The sequence below is a fragment of the Bradyrhizobium sp. JYMT SZCCT0428 genome (assembly GCF_018131075.1).
Classification (GTDB): Bacteria; Pseudomonadota; Alphaproteobacteria; order Rhizobiales; family Xanthobacteraceae; genus Bradyrhizobium.
In genome coordinates this window covers 161,741-179,740 of the sequence record NZ_JAFCLS010000007.1, presented here as the reverse complement: position 1 = coordinate 179,740, position 18,000 = coordinate 161,741, and the positions used below count along the sequence as shown (strand labels likewise).

The 18,000-nt window shown below is 64.0% G+C and carries 17 protein-coding genes; 15 read left to right on the top strand and 2 right to left on the bottom strand.

The window, feature by feature from the left end; genetic code table 11:
- The first annotated feature begins 192 nt into the window (after positions 1-192).
- The 12 genes from cysG (at position 193) to JQ575_RS09670 (ending at position 11,593) form a co-directional block, all read left to right on the top strand.
- Positions 193-1,629 (top strand): siroheme synthase CysG, encoded by a 1,437-nt coding sequence (gene cysG / locus JQ575_RS09725; protein WP_212032989.1) that lies wholly within the window; start codon positions 193-195, stop codon positions 1,627-1,629.
- Positions 1,626-1,943, top strand: a complete 318-nt coding sequence (locus JQ575_RS09720; RefSeq protein WP_212032988.1) for a DUF2849 domain-containing protein — start codon at positions 1,626-1,628, stop codon at positions 1,941-1,943. The genes cysG and JQ575_RS09720 overlap by 4 nt, the downstream gene beginning before the upstream one ends.
- Before the next feature lie 12 nt (positions 1,944-1,955).
- Positions 1,956-3,611: a nitrite/sulfite reductase gene (locus JQ575_RS09715; protein ID WP_212032987.1), complete on the top strand. Its 1,656-nt coding sequence runs from the start codon at positions 1,956-1,958 to the stop codon at positions 3,609-3,611.
- Complete coding sequence (locus tag JQ575_RS09710) at positions 3,598-4,113, top strand: DUF934 domain-containing protein (RefSeq protein WP_212032986.1); 516 nt, start codon at positions 3,598-3,600, stop codon at positions 4,111-4,113. Before JQ575_RS09715 ends, JQ575_RS09710 begins: the two co-directional genes overlap by 14 nt.
- On the top strand, positions 4,110-4,841 hold the full coding sequence (locus tag JQ575_RS09705) for a phosphoadenylyl-sulfate reductase (RefSeq protein ID WP_212032985.1): 732 nt from the start codon (positions 4,110-4,112) through the stop codon (positions 4,839-4,841). Before JQ575_RS09710 ends, JQ575_RS09705 begins: the two co-directional genes overlap by 4 nt.
- A 110-nt stretch (positions 4,842-4,951) precedes the next feature.
- Entirely contained in the window at positions 4,952-5,953 is a 1,002-nt protein-coding gene (locus tag JQ575_RS09700) for a sulfate ABC transporter substrate-binding protein (protein ID WP_212032984.1), read from the top strand.
- 76 nt (positions 5,954-6,029) lie between these two features.
- Positions 6,030-6,836, top strand: a complete 807-nt coding sequence (gene cysT, locus JQ575_RS09695; RefSeq protein WP_283813791.1) for a sulfate ABC transporter permease subunit CysT — start codon at positions 6,030-6,032, stop codon at positions 6,834-6,836.
- Positions 6,837-6,843: 7 nt separating this feature from the next.
- A complete protein-coding gene (cysW, locus tag JQ575_RS09690; RefSeq protein WP_212032982.1) occupies positions 6,844-7,806 on the top strand; it encodes a sulfate ABC transporter permease subunit CysW in 963 nt (320 codons plus the stop codon).
- Complete coding sequence (locus JQ575_RS09685) at positions 7,796-8,845, top strand: sulfate/molybdate ABC transporter ATP-binding protein (protein ID WP_212032981.1); 1,050 nt, start codon at positions 7,796-7,798, stop codon at positions 8,843-8,845. Before cysW ends, JQ575_RS09685 begins: the two co-directional genes overlap by 11 nt.
- Positions 8,846-9,003: 158 nt before the next feature.
- Positions 9,004-9,501 (top strand): CAP domain-containing protein, encoded by a 498-nt coding sequence (locus JQ575_RS09680; RefSeq protein ID WP_192736918.1) that lies wholly within the window; start codon positions 9,004-9,006, stop codon positions 9,499-9,501.
- Between the two features lie 119 nt (positions 9,502-9,620).
- Positions 9,621-10,799, top strand: coding sequence for a DUF3734 domain-containing protein (locus JQ575_RS09675; RefSeq protein ID WP_212032980.1), 1,179 nt, complete (start codon positions 9,621-9,623; stop codon positions 10,797-10,799).
- Between the two features lie 5 nt (positions 10,800-10,804).
- Positions 10,805-11,593, top strand: a complete 789-nt coding sequence (locus JQ575_RS09670) for a 3-hydroxybutyrate dehydrogenase (RefSeq protein ID WP_212032979.1) — start codon at positions 10,805-10,807, stop codon at positions 11,591-11,593.
- 197 nt (positions 11,594-11,790) lie between these two features.
- Here JQ575_RS09670 and JQ575_RS09665 read toward each other — a convergent pair whose 3' ends face one another.
- Positions 11,791-13,167: a flippase gene (locus JQ575_RS09665; RefSeq protein ID WP_212033055.1), complete on the bottom strand. Its 1,377-nt coding sequence runs from the start codon at positions 13,165-13,167 to the stop codon at positions 11,791-11,793.
- Between the two features lie 247 nt (positions 13,168-13,414).
- Positions 13,415-14,254, bottom strand: a complete 840-nt coding sequence (locus tag JQ575_RS09660) for a protein-disulfide reductase DsbD domain-containing protein (protein WP_212032978.1) — start codon at positions 14,252-14,254, stop codon at positions 13,415-13,417.
- A gap of 150 nt (positions 14,255-14,404) precedes the next feature.
- Here JQ575_RS09660 and JQ575_RS09655 point away from each other — a divergent pair, with 150 nt between their 5' ends.
- The 3 genes from JQ575_RS09655 (at position 14,405) to JQ575_RS09645 (ending at position 17,846) form a co-directional block, all read left to right on the top strand.
- Positions 14,405-15,082, top strand: a complete 678-nt coding sequence (locus JQ575_RS09655; RefSeq protein WP_212032977.1) for a YqgE/AlgH family protein — start codon at positions 14,405-14,407, stop codon at positions 15,080-15,082.
- 336 nt (positions 15,083-15,418) lie between these two features.
- The gene (locus JQ575_RS09650) at positions 15,419-16,909 is read left to right on the top strand and encodes an amidohydrolase family protein (protein ID WP_212032976.1); all 1,491 of its coding nucleotides are present in this window, start codon (positions 15,419-15,421) and stop codon (positions 16,907-16,909) included.
- A gap of 1 nt (position 16,910) precedes the next feature.
- Positions 16,911-17,846, top strand: coding sequence for a GTP-binding protein (locus JQ575_RS09645; RefSeq protein WP_212032975.1), 936 nt, complete (start codon positions 16,911-16,913; stop codon positions 17,844-17,846).
- Positions 17,847-18,000: the final 154 nt, after the last annotated feature.

Below are 18,000 nucleotides of genomic sequence, written 5' to 3'. Positions count from 1 at the left end.
CCGCGGGCTGCAACCCGTGTCCGCCGGATTCCTTGTTGAGAAGATGCATCTCTTGGCCTTGGACTTGAGAGTGGAAAAATTCTAAAGTTGCGCTGCAAAAGAGAAGGAATAATTTTCTCTTTTTTGGCCTTGATCCAGAGATAAATAGAAAATAATTTCAGTCAACCCCAAATTTGGGGAAGCGAGTATCTGATGCGCTATCTGCCTGTGTTTCTGGATTTGCAAAGCGGCAAGGTGCTGCTCGTTGGAGCGGGCGACCTCGCACGCGCCAAATTGCGGTTGCTCGCCGCTGCCGGTGCGCAGGTCCGCTGGTTCGCGACTGACGGCGATCAGGACCTCTCCGGCCTTGCCGCTGACGACGTGGCGCGGATCGAGCCTGATGCCGGTGATCCGCTCACCGCCGATCTGGCTGATGTGATCGCGATCCTCTGCGCCGGTGCCGGCGACATCGGCGTGGCAATGTCGGCACGCGCCAAGGCGGTCGGCCTGCCCGTCAACGTGATGGACGACCTCGTCCATTCGACTTTCATCTTTCCCGCCATCGTCGATCGCGGCGACGTCGTCGTTGCCGTCGGCACCGGCGGCACTTCGCCTGTCGTGGCGCGCCGCGTGCGAGAGTCTATCGAGGCTGTCCTGCCGGCGCGGATCGGCGACCTCGCCAGCTTCATCGGCGGTTTTCGCAAGGCGATGCATGCGCGGATCCCCGAATTTTCTTTGCGCCGGCGTTTCTGGGAACGCGTGATCGACGGTCCGATCGGCGCGCTTGTTCTGGCCGGGCGCAAGGACGAAGCCGAGAAGCAACTGCAGGCGATCGCGAACCCTTCCGCTTTTGCCGGTGCCAATGATCAGGGCAAGGCCGACGGCCGGGTGACGCTGGTCGGCGCCGGGCCGGGCGATCCGGATCTGCTCACCATCAAGGCGCTGCGCGCGCTGCAGGACGCCGACGTCGTTTTTTATGACGAACTGGTATCGCCGGAAATTCTCGATCGCGTGCGCCGCGATGCCTCGCGCATTCCGGTCGGCCGCCGCGTCGGCAAGCCCGGCATCGGCCAGGATGCGATCAACAAGCTGCTGATCGAGGCAGCCAGGTCAGGCCAGCGCGCGGTGCGGTTGAAGGGCGGCGATCCCTTCATCTTCGGCCGCGGCGGCGAGGAAATCGAAGTGTTGCGCGCGGCCGGCGTCGCCTATTCGGTGGTGCCGGGCATCACTGCAGGCCTCGGCGCCGCCGCGCAATTCGAGGCGCCGCTGACCTATCGCCACGAGGCGCTGCGCATCACCTTCCTCACCGCCCACAAGGCGAGGGATGCCGAGACCGTCGACTGGTCGGTGCTGACCGACAAGAAGATGACCATCGTGGTCTATATGGGCATGACCGCGGCACCCGCGATCCGTGCGGGCCTGCTCGCCGCCGGCCGCTTGCCGCAAACGCCGGTCGGCGTGTTCGCGCGGGTGACGCGGCCGGACGCCCAGGCGGTGGTCGGCACGCTCGAACATTTGCCGGCGCTGGTCGAGCAAATCGACGGCGGTCCCGCCGTCCTCATCATCGGCGACGTGGTCGCGCATTCCGCACCATGGCGCCAATCAGATCTCGATCAAGTGATCTCCGAATTGAGGGATGCTGCAGAATGACTTCTCCGTTACAACAAAAGATCAAGATCACGGGGCCCTCGATGGTCACCGCCAACCGCACCTGGGATGGTGTCGTGATCTATCGCACCGCGCAGCAAGGCTGGTCGGCGAACCTTTCGGACGCCGCGATCGTGCGCACCTCGGATGAGGCGCGGACACTGCTTAATGAAGCGACCGCCGATGACGTCGGCGCGATCGGCCCCTATATCGCGCCGGTCGAGCTCAAGGACGGCGGCGAGATCAAGCCCGGCAATCTCCGCGAACATATCCGGTCGGAAGGCCTCACCATCGATCTGCTTCCGGTTCCGGCGTAAGGCGCATCCATCATGTACGCATATGACGAACTCGATCGCACGCTGATCAACGAACGCGTGTCTGAATTCCGCGACCAGGTGAAGCGCCGCCTCTCCGGCGAACTCACCGAGGACGAATTCAAGATGCTGCGCCTGCAGAACGGCGTCTATCTGCAACTGCACGCCTACATGTTCCGCGTCGCGATCCCCTATGGCACGCTGTCGTCCAAGCAGTTGCGCGCGCTGGCCCGTGTCGGACGCCGCTACGACCGCGGCTATGGCCATTTCACCACAAGGCAGAACATCCAGTTCAACTGGATCAAGCTCGCCGAATTGCCGGACGCGCTCGCGGACCTTGCCGAGGTCGGCATCCACGCGATGCAGACCTCCGGCAACAACATGCGCAACGTCACCTCTGACCAATGGGCCGGCGTCGCGCCGGGCGAGGTCGAGGATCCCCGCATCTGGTCGGAAATCCTGCGCCAGCACACCACGCTGCATCCGGAATTCTCGTTCCTGCCGCGCAAGTTCAAGATCGCGATCACGGCATCCGAGCACGACCGCGCGGCGATCAAGGTGCACGACATCGGGCTGCGCCTGTACAAGAACGCGGAAGGCGAAACCGGCTTTGAGGTGCTGGTCGGCGGCGGCCTTGGCCGCACGCCGTTCATCGGCAAGACCATCAAGCCGTTCGTGCACGGCCGCGACATCCTGAGCTATGTCGAGGCGATCCTGCGCGTCTACAACCAGTACGGCCGCCGCGACAACATCTACAAGGCCCGCATCAAGATCCTGGTGCACGAGCTCGGCATCGAGAAGTTCGCGCGCGAGGTCGACGAGGAATGGAGGCAGATGGGCGACGTCGGATTGACGCTCGACCATTCCGTCATCGAGGAGGTGCGTTCGCGCTTCTCCTATCCGGCCTATGAAAAGCTGCCGCACATGCCGGACGAGCTGAAACAGGCCGCGCATGACCCGCTGTTCGAGCGCTGGCGCAGGAACTCCGTGTTCCCGCACAAGGTCCAGGGCTATTCGATCGTGACGATCTCGCTGAAGCCGGTGGGCGCACCGCCCGGCGACGCCACCTCCGACCAGATGGACGCGGTCGCCGATCTCGCCGACCGCTACTCCTTCGGCGAAATCCGCGTCGGCCACGAACAGAATCTGTGCCTGCCGCATGTCGCCAAGCGCGACCTGCCGCAGCTATGGAAGGCGCTCGACCGGATCGGGCTCGCGACGCCGAATGTCAATCTGGTCACCGACATCATCGCCTGCCCCGGGCTGGACTATTGCTCGCTGGCCAATGCGCGCTCGATCCCGATCGCGCAGGAGCTGACCCGTCGCTTCGCCAATCACGACACCGCCGAGCTGATCGGCCGGCTGCACATCAACATCTCCGGCTGCATCAATGCCTGCGGGCATCACCACGTCGGTCACATCGGCATTCTCGGCGTCGAGAAGAACGGCGAGGAGTTTTACCAGATCACCATCGGCGGCCGCGCCGACGAGGGCGCGCAGATGGGGACGCTGATCGGCCCGGCGATTCCCTACGCGGAAGTCGCCGACGTGATCGAGGATATTGTCGAAGCCTATCTCGCACTGCGCGACCGCCCCGAGGAGTTGTTCGTGGATGCGGTGAAGCGCCTGGGTGTCGAGCCATTCAAGGAGCGGGTCTATGCCACTCGTTAAGCAGGGTAGAATCACCACCGATCTGTTCGTCCATGTGGCCGACGGTGCCGAGTTGCCCGGCGATGGCGCGATCCTCATTCCGGCGGCGCGGTTCCTCGAGGATCCGGAAGGCCTTCTGAAGCGCGCCGGCAAGGTCGGCGTGATCTGGCCGAACAACCGCGACCTCGACGATCTCGTGCCATATCTCGGCCGGCTGGACGCGGTGGCGCTGATGTTTCCCTCGTTCCGCGACGGCCGCGCCTACAGCCAGGCGCGCCTGCTGCGCGAACGTCACGGCTTCGACGGCGAACTGCGCGCCACCGGTCAGGTGCTGCGCGACCAGTTCGTGTTCATGCTGCGCGCCGGCTTCGACACGTTCGAGGTGAAAAAGGACAGCGACGCCGAAGCGTTTGCCTCTACCGCAAAGAGCTACTCGGTGTTCTACCAGCCGACCGGCGACGGCCGCCTCACCGCGCTGCATCGGCGGATGCAGCTGCGTCATTCGGAGAGTGCCGGCCAGTGAACGCGCTCGTACCCCAGGCAGTGACAGAGAAAGCTTTGGACCTGTCGCCGGCGCAGGCGCTCGATCGCGCGCTCCGCAGCGCTTCGCCCGCGGAAGTCATTGAAACGGCGTTGAAGACGGTCGGCCGCGAGAAATTGGCGGTGGTCTCGTCGTTCGGCACCGAATCGGCGGCACTGCTCAAGGTGATGGCAGACGTCGATCCGGCGATTCCCGTGATCTTCCTCGACACCGGCTGGCTGTTCGAGGAGACGCTGGCCTATCGCGACACGTTGATCGCTACGCTTGGCCTGCGCGACGTCCGCTCGATCAAGCCGCTGGAAGAAACCTTGTTGCGCGAGGATCCGGACCGCGAATTGTGGTTCTCCGATCCCGACGCCTGCTGCCGTATCCGCAAAGTCGAGCCGCTGGCGCGGGCGTTGGCGCCGTTCTCGGCCTGGATCAACGGCCGCAAGCGCTTCCAGGGCGGCCTGCGCGCCGAGATGGCGGTCGTCGAAGACGACGGCGTCAGGCTGAAATTCAACCCGTTCGCCAATGTCGCGCGCGAAGACATCGAGGCGATCTACAAACTCGCAAACCTGCCGCCGCATCCGCTGGTGGCGTCCGGTTACCCGTCGGTCGGATGCATGCCGTGCAGCAGCCGGACCTCGCCGGATGAAGACGCGCGTGCCGGTCGCTGGCGTGGCCGCGCCAAGACAGAATGCGGCATCCACACGATCAAGACTTCATAGGACAATGACGCTGCACTGCCGCAAACAATGAAATGCGGTTTCGTTGACTAAAGGCCACTTCACCGTGAGTTATGTCGCACGTGTTCCGGTGATATCCTTCATCAGGCCGAATGGAGATTGAGATGTTCCGTCGTATTCTGCCCGTCGTCGCAGGACTGCTTTGGGCAGGTTCTGCGCTCGCTGCCGATGTGTCGCTGCTCAACGTCTCGTACGATCCGACGCGCGAGCTCTATGCCGATTTCAACAAGGCGTTCATTGCCGCCTACCAGAAGGAGACCGGCAAGAGCGTCGAGATCAAGCAGTCGCACGGCGGCTCCGGCTCGCAGGCACGTTCTGTGATCGACGGATTGCAGGCGGACGTCGTCACGCTGGCGCTGGCCTATGACATCGATGCGATCGCCGGCAAGGGCCTGATCACGCCGGATTGGCAGAAGCGCTTGCCGCTCAATTCCTCGCCTTACACGTCCACGATCGTGTTCCTGGTTCGCAAGGGCAATCCCAAGGGGATCAAGGATTGGGACGATTTGATTAAATCCGGTGTCAGCGTCATCACGCCCAACCCGAAAACCTCGGGCGGGGCGCGCTGGAATTACCTCGCGGCATGGGGCTATGCGCTGAAGAAGTCCGGTTCGGCCGACAAGGCCAAGCAATTCGTCGGCGACCTCTTCAAGAATGTGCCGGTGCTCGATACCGGCGCGCGCGGCTCGACCGTAACCTTCGTCGAGCGCGGGGTCGGCGACGTGCTGCTGGCGTGGGAGAACGAGGCGTTCCTGGCGCAGCGCGAATTCGGCAAGGACAAGTTCGAGATCGTGGCGCCCCCGCTGTCGATCCTGGCGGAGCCGCCGGTGACCATCGTCGACAAGGTGGCCGACAAAAAAGGTACTGGGGCCGCCGCGGAGGCATACCTGAAATACTGGTATACCAAGGAAGGTCAGGAAATCGCCGCACGCAACTCCTACCGTCCGCGCGATTCGGAGATCGCCAAGGAATACGAAAAATCTTTCGCCAAGGTCGAACTTTTCACGATCGACGACGTTTTCGGTGGTTGGGCAAAGGCGCAGAAGGAACATTTTGCCGAAGGCGGTATCTTCGACCAGATCTACAAGAACTGAGCTCTAGAACGGGTCTGGGCGATTTGCCGAGCAATCAGGGGGACTTGTGAGCATAGCGGTGGCACGGCGGAGCAGCTTGCCGGGGTTTGGTCTCACCATGGGACTGACCCTGACATGGCTCTCCATTATCATCCTGTTGCCGCTGGCCGGCCTGTTCCTCAAGACGTTCGAGCTCAGCCTTGATCAGTTCTGGGGCATCATCACCAGCCGCCGCACCCTCAATGCGCTGAAGATCTCGTTCGGGCTTTCGTTTCTCGCCGCCCTGGTCAATCTGGTGATGGGGACCATCATCGTCTGGGCGCTGGTGCGTTATCGCTTTCCCGGCCGCCGGCTGTTCGACGCCATCGTCGACATCCCCTTTGCGCTGCCGACCGCGGTCGCCGGCGTCGCGCTCACGCAGCTGTTTGCGCAAAAAGGCTGGCTCGGTGCGCCGCTGGCCGAACTCGGCATCAAGGTCGCGTTCACGCCGATCGGGATCTTCATCGCGATGGTGTTCATCGGCATCCCCTTCGTGGTGCGGACGGTGCAGCCCGTCCTGATCGATCTCGACGTCGAAATCGAGGAGGCGGCGGCAAGCCTCGGGGCCAACCGCTGGCACACCGTGTTCAGGGTGATCCTGCCGAGTTTGATTCCGGCGCTGTTGACCGGCTTTGCGCTCGCGTTCGCGCGCGCGGTCGGCGAATACGGCTCCGTCATCTTCATTGCCGGCAATCTGCCGAACGTGTCGGAAATCGCGCCTCTCCTGATCGTGATCCGGCTCTCCGAGTTCCGCTACGCCGATGCGACCGCGATTGCGGTTGTCATGCTGCTGGCGTCGTTCCTGATCATCTTCGCGGTCAATCGCCTGCAGCGCTGGGCCCAAACCCGTATTCCGGCGCATTGAGGGACCGATGTCGACGCAATCGAGTGTGGTGACGTCAGCGACCGAGTTGCGGGCCTATGCCCCGACGGCGGACCTCACCGTTTCCCCGCCGCCCTCGCGCATCGAGCGCGCGCGCCCGCGCACCGGGACATCGCCGGACAATCTGCGTACCGAGCCGGGGCCGGTCCGTTTCATCATCATCTCCCTCGCGGTCACCTTCCTGTCGGTGTTCGTCGTGCTGCCGCTGGTCGTGGTGTTCGCAAGCGCCTTTTCCAAAGGCATCGGCGCCTATCTGGTGGCGCTGGCCGAGCCGGAGGCGCTTTCCGCGATCAAGCTGACGCTGCTGGTGGCGGCGATTTCCGTCACCCTCAATCTGGTGTTCGGCGTTATCGCGGCCTGGGCCATCGCCAAGTTCGATTTCACCGGCAAGACCTTCCTGATCACGCTGATCGATCTGCCGTTCTCGGTCAGCCCGGTGATCTCGGGTCTCGTTTTCGTGCTGCTGTTCGGCGCGCAGGGCTTTTTCGGCACATGGCTGCAGGCGCATGACATCCACATCCTGTTTGCCGTGCCCGGCATCGCGCTCGCCACCATCTTCGTGACGTTCCCCTTCGTGGCGCGCGCGCTGATCCCGCTGATGCAGGAGCAGGGCACGCAGGAGGAAGAGGCCGCGATTTCGCTCGGTGCGTCAGGCCTGCAGACCTTCTTCCGCGTCACCCTGCCCAATATCAAATGGGGCCTGCTCTATGGCGTATTGCTGTGCAACGCGCGCGCAATGGGCGAATTCGGCGCGGTGTCGGTCGTGTCCGGCCATATCCGCGGCGAGACCAACACCATGCCGCTGCTGGTCGAAATCCTCTATAATGAATACCAATTCGTGGCGTCGTTCGCGATTGCGTCATTGCTGGCGATGCTGGCGTTGATCACGCTGGTCGTGAAAACCGTTCTCGAGCGACGTCTGGACGAAGGACAGGAACCGCGTGACCATTGAAGTCAAAAACATCGTCAAGAAGTTCGGCAGCTTCGCAGCGCTCGACAATGTCGATCTGAAAGTCGATCAGGGCGAATTGCTGGCGCTGCTCGGTCCCTCCGGTTCGGGCAAGACCACGCTGCTGCGGATCATCGCCGGGCTCGACTGGCCGGATGCCGGCGAAGTGCTGATCGACGGCGAGAACGCGCTGGCGCGCGGCGCGAGCGAGCGCCATGTCGGTTTCGTGTTCCAGCATTACGCGCTGTTCCGCCACATGACGGTGTTCGAAAACGTCGCCTTTGGCCTGCGGGTACAGCCGCGCGCCATCCGCAAGGACGAGGCCACCATCCGCGCCCGTGTCAAGGAACTGCTGGATCTGGTGCAGCTCGACTGGCTGTCCGACCGCTACCCCAGCCAATTGTCCGGCGGCCAGCGCCAGCGCATTGCGCTGGCGCGTGCACTTGCGATCGAGCCGCGCATCCTGCTGCTCGACGAGCCCTTTGGCGCGCTCGACGCCAAGGTGCGCAAGGAGCTGCGGCAATGGCTGCGCTCGCTGCACAATGAGATCCACGTCACCTCGATCTTCGTCACCCACGACCAGGAAGAGGCCCTCGAAGTCGCCAACCGCGTCGTCGTCATGGACAAGGGCCGTATCGAGCAGATCGGCTCGCCCGGCGAGGTCTATGACAACCCGGCCACCGCCTTCGTGCACGGCTTCATCGGCGAGTCGATCGTGCTGCCGGTGGATGTCAGTGGCGGCTCGGTGCGGCTCGGCGGCCGGCCGCTCAATATCGCCGCCAATGGCGCGGCTTCCGGGGCCTCGAAGCTGTTCGTCCGGCGTCATGACATGCAGATCGGGCCGGCCGGGTCCGGATCGCTGGAGGGCGCGGTGCGCCATGTCCGTTCGTTCGGCCCGATCCAGCGGGCCGAGGTGGCGCTCTCAGGCGGCGAGGGCAAGACCATCATCGAAATCGACGCCCCCCGCGACCGGGAACTCCAGGCCGGCGAAATCGTGAGCCTGCAGCCCCGCCGCTACCGCATTTTTGCGGCGCAGGATTGAGGCCCCCGTCATTCCGGGATGGTCCGAAGGACCAGACCCGGAATCTCGAGATTCCGGGTTCGCTTCGCGCCCCGGAATGACGGCCGAAATTAGCCCCGCGTTCACCATTCAGCCACGGTTGGTATGCAACAACAGCGTGACATCACGGGGGTTGATTCATGCGCGCCGCGGCCGCGATAGCTGGACTTTTGTTGCTGGGCGGCTGCATGGCCGACACCGCCAGGGCGCCGGACCAGCCGACCATGTATCTCAGCATGGCCAATGGCGGCGCCACGCTCGATCCGCAAGCGGCGGCCTCGATGATTTCGCTCTACCGCCAGAACAACGGCCTTGCCGCCGTGGCTGTTGACCCGGACCTGATGAAACTTGCCGAAGCGCAATCGCAGGCGATGGCCAAGCGCAACAAGCTCGATCATGACGTCAAGGGCCCGCTGGAAAAGCGCCTCGGCGCTTCCGGATATCCGGCCAAGCTCGCGGTTGAAAACGTGTCGGCCGGCTATCACACGCTGGCGGAGGCTTTTTCGGGCTGGCGTGACTCGCCGCCGCACAAGGCCAACATGCTCAAGAACGGTGTCACAAAATTGGGCATCGCGGCGATTTATGCCCCCAACACCAAGTACAAGGTGTTCTGGACGCTCATTCTGGCGTCAACCTAAACCCGATAAATTAGGCGTGATCTTTGCTTAGGTCTCGCCGAGCTTAGGTCTGGCTGATTGACGCCGTCGCGAACTGCCGCCACGGTATCAAGATCATTGCCCTCTGGTTGACGGTCACGATGGATACATCCAACCCCGCGCCCGCAACGAAGCCCGTGGATGCGCAACGCGTGCTGGTGCTGCAAGGCGGCGGCGCGCTCGGCTCCTACCAGGCCGGCGCCTTTCAGGCGCTGTGCCGCTCCGGCTTCGAGCCGGAATGGGTGGCGGGCATCTCGATCGGCGCGATCAATGCCGCGATCATAGCCGGCAACGACCCGGCAACACGCGTCGATCGCCTGAAGGAATTCTGGGACATGGTGTCGTCGCCGGTGTCGTGGAATCCGATTACGCCGGGTGACCGCGCGCGGTCGCTGTTCAACGAGACCAGCGCCGCCTTGATCGCGACCTTCGGCGTGCCCGGATTTTTCACGCCGCGGCTTCCGCCGGCGCCGCTGTGGCCGCAGGGCAGCCCGCAATCGCTGAGCTATTACGATACCGCACCGCTGAAGAAGACGCTGGAGCGTCTGGTCGACTTCGACCGCATCAACGATCTGAAGATGCGGCTTTCCGTCGGCGCCGTCGGCGTGACCTCGGGCAATTTCAAATATTTCGACAATGTGGAATTCAAGAAGCTCGGCAAGAAGATCGGGCCGGAGCACATCATGGCGTCCGGCGCGCTGCCGCCGGGTTTTCCTTCCATCCTCATCGACGGTGAGCATTACTGGGACGGCGGCATCGCCTCCAACACGCCGCTCGATTTCGTGCTGGATGAGGAAACCGACCGCGATCTTTTGATCTTCCAGGTCGACCTGTTCAGCGCGCGCGGCGATCTGCCGGCCACACTGCTGGAGGCCGCCGAGCGTGAAAAAGACATCCGCTTTTCCAGCCGTACCCGGATGAACACCGACAAGAACAAGCAGGTGCACAACACACGCAAGGCGCTCCGTGAATTGGTCGCCAAATTGCCCGATGATCTCAAGAATGATCCGTCGGTGGCGATACTGTGCAATGCGGTCAAGGAAAACACCGTCACGGTGGTGCACCTGATCTACCGCAGCAAGAACTACGAATCCTCATCCAAGGATTACGATTTCTCGCATGTCGGGGTGGTCGAGCACTGGAATGCGGGTGCCCGCGACGTGCATTTGTCGATGCGTCACAAAGAATGGCTAGAACGGCCGCAGTCCGGGGAGACCATGGTGACCTACGATCTCACGAGGGACGTTTCCAGCGCCCCCGAAAGCAAAAAACAGGAGTGACCAGAATGGGTATTTTGAAAGGCAAGACCGCCGTCGTGACCGGCTCGACCAGCGGCATCGGATTGGCTTACGCGCGCGCTTTCGCCGCCGCCGGCGCCAATGTCGTCATCAACGGCTTTGGTGCACCGGCCGACATCGAGAAAGAGCGTTCCGGCATCGAGACCGACTACAAGGTCAAGGCCCTTTACTCGTCCGCCGACATGACCAAGCCCGCCGAGATCGCCGAAATGATCGCGCTCGGCGAGAAGACCTTTGGTTCGGTCGATATCCTGGTCAACAATGCCGGCATCCAGTTCGTGTCGCCGATCGAGGAATTCCCGATCGAAAAGTGGGATGCGATCATCGCGATCAACCTGTCGTCGGCATTTCATGCCATCCGCGCCGCCGTGCCCGGCATGAAGAGGCGCGGCTGGGGCCGCATCATCAACACCGCTTCCGCCCATTCGCTGGTGGCCTCGCCGTTCAAGTCGGCCTATGTGTCGGCCAAGCACGGCATCGCCGGCCTCACCAAGACGGTGGCGCTGGAGGTTGCGACCCACAAGATCACCTGCAACTGCATCTCGCCAGGTTATGTCTGGACGCCGCTGGTCGAGCACCAGATCCCCGAGACGATGAAGGCGCGCAACCTTACCAAGGAGCAGGTCATCCGCGACGTGCTGCTGGACGCCCAGCCGACCAAGGAATTCGTCACCTCCGAGCAGGTCGCCGCCCTGGCGCTGTTCCTGTGCGGCGACGATGCCGCCCAGATCACCGGCGCCAACCTCTCGATCGACGGCGGCTGGACCGCGGAGTAGGGACACTTAACCTCTCCCCGCTCTTGGCGGGGAGAGGTCGCGAGCGTTTGCGAGCGGGTGAGGGGCGAGGCACGATGCTTGCCGAGCAACGCTGTCTTCGAAGATTGGCTGTTGGCACTGAGCGAGTGCCCCTCCCCTCACCCGAAGCCTTCGCTTCGCTGCGGCTTCGACCTCTCCCCGCCAAGAGCGGGGCGAGGTTAAGAGCCGCGCTTCCCGAACGCCAGCACGTGCAGGCCGAGCCGCTGCCGGACGATCCAGAACAGCAGCACGGTCTCGAACGCCAGCGAGATCGTGGTGGCGGCCGCGGCGCCGTGGCCGCCGTAGCGTGGCACCAGCAGCAGGCACAGCACCACGTTCATGACGAAGGCGAGCGCATAGGCCAGCGCGCAGATGTGCTGATGGCCGAGCATGTTCAAGAGCCGCTCGACCGGGCCGATGGCGGAGCGCACCACGAGGCCGACAGCGGCGATGAACATGATGTCGTAGCCGACCACGAATTGCGGCCCGAACAGCCACAATAGCGGCTTGCCCAGCGCCAACAGAACGATCGTGGCCGCGAGCGAGGGCCAGAACGTCCATTGAATCGCGTGCGCCACATAGGCCGACAGCCGCGCCTTGTCGCCGAGCGCATGATACTCCGCAAAACGATGGGCTGTTGTTGCCGACATCGCGTAGTGGATGAAGGACACCAGCGCGAGCGTCTTCACGACCGCGAAATAGACGCCAACTTCTTCCGATGAGCGAAATTGCTGCAGCATCAGCACGTCGGTGTAGGAGAGCAGCAGATAGAAGCTCTCGACCAGCAGGATCGGCAGCGAGACCGCAAGCCAGCCGCGGAAATCATAGGCCTTGACGCCGGGCTCGATGTGGCCGGCGAGCCTTCGGTTCAGCACCACCATCTGGCCGATCATCGCGAGCCAGACCGCGGCGGCGCTGGCCAGCATCGCCACCGTGGCGCCGAGATTGAAGCCGAGTGCAAAGGCGCCGGCGGTGAGGCCGATGATCAGCGACTGGCGCACGATGAATTGCGGCATCAGGCCGAGCCGCATCCAGTCATGGGAGCGCGCAATGCCGTCCTGGGTATTGGCGACGACGAAGGCGGGCAGCGTCAGGCAGCCGATATAGAGCGGTACAATCGTGTTGGGCTCGATCCACGGCGACAGTGTTTTCACCACGCCCGCCAGCGCCAGCGAGACCAGCGACGACACCGCGAACGTCATCCAGCGGCTGCCGGAGAGGAAGCCGCGCAGCAGCGCATGCTGGCCGCTGGCGCGGTATTCCGGAATGATCTTTTGCGCGGACGCCGAGATGCCGAAATCCATCATGCTGCCGAGCAGCAGCACCCAGGTCCAGACATAGACATAGACGCCGTAATCCGAACCGCCCATCCAGCGCGCCAGCAGGATCTGCGAGAAATAGGCCAATGCCGCACTGATCACGCGGATGATGAAGATCGTGCCGGCCAGTCGTTTTGTCAGCGACGCTTCGCCCGAACTACCAAACAGACCGCGAAGCAGCGAGCGCAGGCGCGCGATCGGGCCGGCAGGCGAAGCGGAGGCGGATTCGGTGTCCATCACGGCCACAGCAAGGCATCCTCGAAAGGCCGCGAGGCGGCGGCGATGCCCCGATGTATCAACGATTCGTTAAGATTCGGTCTCCCGCTGTCGTCCCGGACAAGCGAAGCGCGATCTCAGATGCGCAATTGCGCATCGGGGGACCCATAACCACAGGGCGTTGTTGTTTGAAAAGGTGTCTGCCATCGTGCCGCAAATGACGGCCGCGGCGTATGGGTCCCCGCGTTCGCGGGGACGACGGAAAAAGCTACTGCAAATTCACATTGAACTCATAGGCCCGGTCGCCGCCGACCAGCGTCAGTTTCAGCGCGGCGCCGTCGGCGCTCGTGCCCGGCGGCAGGCCGTCGAGTTCGAAGGCAAAACGCTTCACGCCGGGCGGGCCGCCCTCGATCAGCTTCGGAATCGGCAACGCCCAGTCCGGCGTCGGACCCTCGACGAACAGGCTGACATCCTTGCCGCCGGGCGCGGTGACGTCGACCAGCACGTTGGCCTTGCCCTCGCGCTTGACGTCGCGAATGGTGAGGGGATTGGGATCGCCGACATTGGCCGGCTTCGGCACCGCGTTGAGCGCATCGGACAGATTGCCGTCCTCGGTGCTCGCCACGCTGGCAAAGGCGAGCTCCGCCTTGGCGTCGACCGGGATGCAGAGCTTGTCGCAGACCGCGTAGTTGATGTCGGCGCGCAGCGTCACCGGCTTGTCGGTATTCTTGGCGACGATCCGCAGCGGCAGCACGACCTGTTGCTTGTAGCCGAGCGAGAAGCCGCCCGCGCCGTCATCGAACTTCATCGGCGCCGGCCACAACACCGTCACCGCCTCGACATTGTCCGACTTGGAGAAGTCGAAGCGGGGCGGAACGCCGGAATCGCCGGGCGTCCGCCAATAGGTTTTCCACCCCGGCTGCAGCTGGATGGCGATACCGCCGAGCAGCACCGCGCCGCTGCGCGATCCCGCCAGCAGCCGGATCGCGGAATGGGTGTCGCGCTGCCAGGGCGAGGCATCCTCGGCGCGAACCTCGATGGCCGTGCATGCGACAGCCAGAGTGGCGGCAATGCCGAGTGCGGCCCGCATGGGAACTATACCGATCATGAGACGTCTTTACAGGCAAGTTTGGCCGCAAACCATTGAATTGCTTGTGATCCGCGGCCGAATACAACGCAGGGCTAACAAGTCTTCGCTTGATTGACAGAACCGCCACCCGATATCAGGATATGAATCAGCAAGAGAGGCCTTTTGCGGATGAGCCCTGAAGGCAAGACACCGAAGACGGCGCCACCGAAGACGACAACGAAGGCCGCGCGCCGCAAAGCCGCCGGCGCAGGCGACAGTTCGTCCGGTGACGGCTATCTGGACGGCCAGCTGCTGATCGCCATGCCGGTCATGGGCGATCCGCGCTTCGAGCGCTCGGTCATTTACATGTGCGCGCATTCGTCCGAAGGGGCGATGGGCATCATCGTCAACCGCCCGGCCGGCAGCATCGATTTCCCGGGGCTGCTGGTGCAGCTCGATATCATCAAGACATCGGATCAGATCACGCTGCCGGAAAATGCCGAGACCATGAAGGTGCTCAAGGGAGGTCCGGTCGATACCGGCCGCGGCTTCGTGCTGCATTCCAGCGATTTCTTCATCAAGGATGCCACGCTCAATATCGATGACGGCATCTGCCTGACCGCGACCGTCGATATCCTGAAAGCGATCGCCAAGGGCTCGGGACCCAAGCACGCGATCCTGGCGCTGGGCTATGCCGGCTGGGCGCCGGGGCAGCTTGAGGACGAAATCCAGCACAATGGCTGGCTGCATTGCGCCGCCGACGCGGACCTGATCTTCGGCGACGACGTCGACGAGAAATACCAGCGTGCGCTGCGCAAGATCGGGATCGACCTGGCGATGCTGTCGAACGAAGCTGGGCACGCGTAGCCCCACCCACCGCGTCGTCCCTGCGAACGCAGGGACCCATAACCCCAAATGTGTATGGTTGAGTGCGGTGGCACTCTGACGCGCGTGTGTCTCCCGCCTGGATTTTACCATCGAGGTCACGGCGTATGGGTCCCTCCGTCCGCAGGGACGACGATGGATTTTATACCGCCACTCCGTTGTGCCACTCGCGGATGCATGCCCCTCCGCCGGCAGAGGTTGTTGCCCGTCCGAAAATCTGCCTCTATGGGTCGCTGCGGTTTTTGTTCGCCAGTCCGCACGCCTCCGAAGCTGAGCCGGCTCCGCGGGGAACGGCTTTCAGAATTCGGGAGTGACGAGATGGCTGGTTTGGTAATAACGGGTGGCCGGGTGGTGGATCCGGCCAGCGGCATGGACGCCATCGGCGATGTGGCGGTGCTCGATGGCAAGATCGCCGCCGTCGGCACCGGGCTTGGCAGCGCCGAGCGCACGATCGACGCTACCGGCCTGGTCGTGGCCCCCGGCTTCATCGATTTGCACGCGCACGGCCAGTCGATCCCGGCCGACCGCATGCAGGCCTTCGACGGCGTCACCACGTCGCTCGACCTCGAGGCCGGCGTCTTGCCGGTCGCATCCTGGTATCGGCGCCAGGCCGAGAAAGGACGCGTGCTGAACTACGGCGCCGCGGTCAACTGGGCGTTCGCGCGTATCGGTGCGATGACCGGCTCCAACGCGGAAAGCTCGCTGGAGGCGTTCGGCAATGCGATGCGCGACCGCCGCTGGATCGACAACGTGGCCAGCGAAACCGAAGTGGCAGGGATCCTCGAGCGAATCGGGGGCGGGCTGAGCGAGGGTGGCATCGGCATCGGTATCCTCAACGCCTATGCCCCGGGCGCCGGCGTGCAGGAGCTGACCGCCGTGTGCCAGCTGGCGGCGGCGCGCGAGGTGCCGACCTTCACCCACGTCGCCTACATGGCGCGCATCGATCCGGAGAGCGCTGCGGAGGCCTATATCCGCCTGATCGGCTATGCCGGCGCCACCGGCGCGCACATGCACATCTGCCATTTCAATTCTTCCAGCAAGACAGACATCGAGCGTTGCGTCGCGCTGGTCGCCAAGGCGCAGGCGCAGGGGCTGCCCATCACGGTCGAAGCCTATCCCTACGGCACCGGTTCGACGGTGCTGGCGGCGGCGTTCTTCAGCGACCCCGAATTCGAAGCGCGCAACGGCCTCGGCTATGATTCGGTGCAGCGGGTGACCGACGGGCATCGCTTCCGCGACCGGCAGGAGCTGCTGGCGGCACAGGCCGCGGAACCTTCCACGCTGGTTCTGTGGCACGTTCTGGATATCGACAATAACGCGCATCATCGCGATCTCCTCGACATGGCGGTGCTCTATCCCGGCGGCGCGATCGCCTCCGACGCCATGCCCTGGACGCTGACGGACGGCCGCCCCTACACCGGCGACGCCTGGCCGCTGCCCGACGACGCGACCTCGCATCCGCGCTCGGCGGGTTGCTTCACGCGCTTCATCCGCGAGTGGGTGCGCGAGCGCCGCAAAGTGTCGCTGCTCGAAGGCATCCGAAAATGCGCGCTGATCCCCGCGGAAATTCTTGGCGCCTCTACGCCGGCGATGCGCGCGAAAGGCCGGCTGCAGGCGGGTGCGGATGCCGACATCGTCGTGTTCGATTACGAAACGCTGAGCGACCGGGCGACGTTCTCGGCGATGAACCGCCCGTCGGAAGGCGTGCGTCATCTGGTGGTCAGCGGCCAGCCGCTGATATCAGACGGCGTGCTCGATGTGGCGGCGCGGCCCGGCCAGCCGGTGCGCCGGCCCGTTGCCGGGGGCTGAGGTGCCGGTTCCGGTCGTGCTCGTGGCCGGCTTCCTCGGGGCGGGCAAGACCACGGTCGTGAACCATCTGCTGGCGCATGCCGGGGGCAGGCGGATTGCCGCCGTCGTCAACGATTTCGGCGCGATCAATATCGATGCGGAGCTGATTACCGGCGCCGCCGACGGCGTGGTGAGCCTGAGCAATGGCTGCATCTGTTGCTCGCTCGAAGGCGATCTCTTGCGCACGCTGGCTGGCTTGTTGCGGCGCGATCCGCGGCCGGAATTCATCGTGATCGAAACCAGCGGGGTCGCCGATCCCCAGGACATCGTGCGCAATCTGATGGATCCGGTGATCTGGCGCGAGGCGCCGCTCGAAACGGTGCTGTGCGTCGTGGATGCCACGACGTCGGTCGACAGGTTCGACGACGCCCTGCTGCGGTCCCAGATACGGGCGGCCGATGTGATCGCGCTGAGCAAGGTGGACCTCGTGGAGGCGGCCGATTCCGCTCGGGTGCGCGATGCTGTTCGGGCGATCCGCCCGGCCGCGGTGCTGGTCGATGCGCCGCACGGCGAGGTTCCGATGGCGCTCCTCTTCCCTTCGGATCCGGATCGCGCGCCGGTGCTACGCGAGCCGGGGCAGCGGCGGCCAGCGACCGATCGCTTCGAGGCGCTGAGCTGGACGTCGGAACGGCCGCTGTCGTTGTCCCGATTGCAGGCGGCGATCAATCGGCTCGCGCCGAAGCTGGCGCGGGCGAAGGGGCTGTTCGAATCCGTGGAGCAGCCCGGCAGGTTGATGTTGCTTCAGTTTGCCGGCGGACGCGCGACGCTGGCCCCCGGCGGGCCACTGCCGGCGGGAATGCCCCGGACCCGGATGGTGTTCGTTGCCGAGATCGGCGTCCTCTCGCGCGCCGAGATCGATGGGATCATGGAAGGCTGCATTGAGGGCGGTCGCGCGTAGCTACACCCTCGGTGTCGTCCCTGCGAACGCAGGGACCCATAACCCCAAAAGCCTGTCGTTGAGTGCGGCGGTTGCTCCATCGCTGTATCGGCTATCTCATTTCCATGAGAGGACACGGCGTATGGGTCCCTGCTTTCGCAGGGACGACAGGAAA